This is a genomic window from Mesorhizobium sp. M7A.F.Ca.CA.001.08.2.1 (assembly GCF_003998455.1).
Classification (GTDB): Bacteria; Pseudomonadota; Alphaproteobacteria; order Rhizobiales; family Rhizobiaceae; genus Mesorhizobium; species Mesorhizobium ciceri.
On the sequence record NZ_RZPW01001001.1, the window covers coordinates 1 to 1,823 of the forward strand.

The 1,823-nt window shown below is 61.9% G+C and carries 1 protein-coding gene and 1 pseudogene; one reads left to right on the top strand and one right to left on the bottom strand.

The annotated features are described in order from the left end of the window. Window positions 1-27 precede the first annotated feature (27 nt). The gene (locus EN914_RS34015) at window positions 28-1,464 is read right to left on the bottom strand and encodes a glutamine synthetase family protein (RefSeq protein ID WP_027035719.1); all 1,437 of its coding nucleotides are present in this window, start codon (window positions 1,462-1,464) and stop codon (window positions 28-30) included. A gap of 144 nt (window positions 1,465-1,608) precedes the next feature. Between EN914_RS34015 and EN914_RS34020 the strand changes: the two are divergent. Further along, a pseudogene (locus EN914_RS34020) lies at window positions 1,609-1,823 on the top strand (HAD family hydrolase); the annotation flags it as partial.

Sequence of the window (1,823 nt, forward strand, 5' to 3'; positions counted from 1 at the left end):
CCCCTACTCCCCTACTCCCCTACTCCCCTACACATTCAGCAACAAATACTCCCGCTCCCACGGACTGATCACTTCCATGAAGGTCTCGAATTCCGCGCGCTTGATCGCCGCATAGGTCGCGGCGAACGACTTGCCCAGATGCGCGCAGAGTTCCTCGTCGCCCTCGAACAGGTCGACGGCTTCGAGCAGGCCGCGCGGCAGGTCGATCTCGTCGGCATTGGCCGTGGTCAGGACCGGGGGCTCGGCCTTGATCTTGTTGGTGATGCCGATCAGCCCGCAGGCAAGCGATGCCGCCAGCGCCAGATAGGGATTGGCATCGGAGGACGGGATGCGGTTTTCGACGCGCCGTGCCGCCGGATCCGAGCGCGGCACGCGAAACGCCGTGGTGCGGTTGTCATAGCCCCATTTGTTGTTGACCGGCGCCGACGCCGCCTGTGTCAGCCGGCGGTAGGAATTGACATAGGGCGCGAACATCACCAGCGCGTTCGGCACATGCTTCTGCATGCCGCCGATAAAGTGGAAAAAATCGTCGGTTTCCGAGCCGTCAGCGGCCGAAAAGATGTTCTGTCCGGTCTTCTTGTCGATGATCGACTGATGGATGTGCATGGCGGAGCCGGGTTGCCCCTGGATCGGCTTGGCCATGAAGGTGGCGTAGATCTCGTGCTTCAGCGCCGCCTCGCGAATGGTGCGCTTGAACATGAACACCTGGTCGGCCAGTTCGATCGGGTCGCCATGGCGCAGATTGATCTCCAACTGGCCGGCACCTTCCTCGTGGATCAGCGTATCGATCTCCAGGCCCTGGCTTTCGGAGAAATGGTAGATGTCGTCGATCAGTTCGTCGAATTCGTTGACGCCGGCGATCGAATAGCCGGCGCCGCCGCCGATCGCGCGTCCCGACCGGCCAACCGGCGGGGTCAGCGGATAGTCCGGGTCGGGATTCTTGCGCACCAGGTAGAACTCGATCTCGGGCGCCACCACAGGCTTCAGGCCGAGCTTGTCATAGGCGGCCACCACACGCTTCAACACGTTGCGCGGCGTGAACTCGACCGAGCGTCCGTCCTGGTGGACGAGGTCGCAGATGACCGCTGCCGTCGGGTCTTCTTCCCAGGGCACCACCGTCAGCGTCGACAGGTCGGGCATCAGTTTGAGGTCGCCGTCGTCTTCGGGGTAGTGGAAGCCGTTGCCATCCTCGGGGTAGCCGCCGGATATCGTCGTCATGAAGACTGCCGACGGCAGCGCCAGCGAGGTGTTGGAGGTGAATTTCTTCGATGGCATCATCTTGCCACGCGCGACGCCTGCCTGATCGGGCGTGATGCACTCGATGTCCTCGATGCCGCGCCATTCCAGCCAGGCGCTGACTTCCTTCCAGTTCTTGACGCCTCGTTGGTTTTTCACGAAGGCAGGCGTGCGGGCGCGTCCTCCGCGGCTCGACGGACGGACTTCCTTTTTTGCAGGCGGCATCATTCACCAGATTGGGTTGCGGATTGTGGAGTATAGCCGTGCCCTCCTATGGAAGGGAAGGGGAGCCGCGTCGGGCATTGCCCGGTGCGGTTGAAAAACACGCCAATCGGCTTAGTTTCGGCCGTCCCATTCCAATCGAGGCGTTCAATGCGGCGCAATGACAAACTGACGACGATCGGCTTCGACGCCGACGACACGTTGTGGCAGAACGAGCAGTTCTTCCGGCTGACGGAAAAGCGCTTTGCCGCCATGCTCGTCGACCATGGCGAAGCGGAGCACATCTCGGCACGATTGCTGGAGGCCGAAAGGCGCAACCTCGCTGTCTATGGCTTCGGCATCCAGGGATTTACCCTGTCGATGAT

Coding starts and splice junctions, on each gene's coding strand:
- EN914_RS34015 (WP_027035719.1), bottom strand. CDS start 1,464: ATGATGCCGCCTGCAAAAAAGGAAGTCCGTCCGTCGAGCCGCGGAGGA.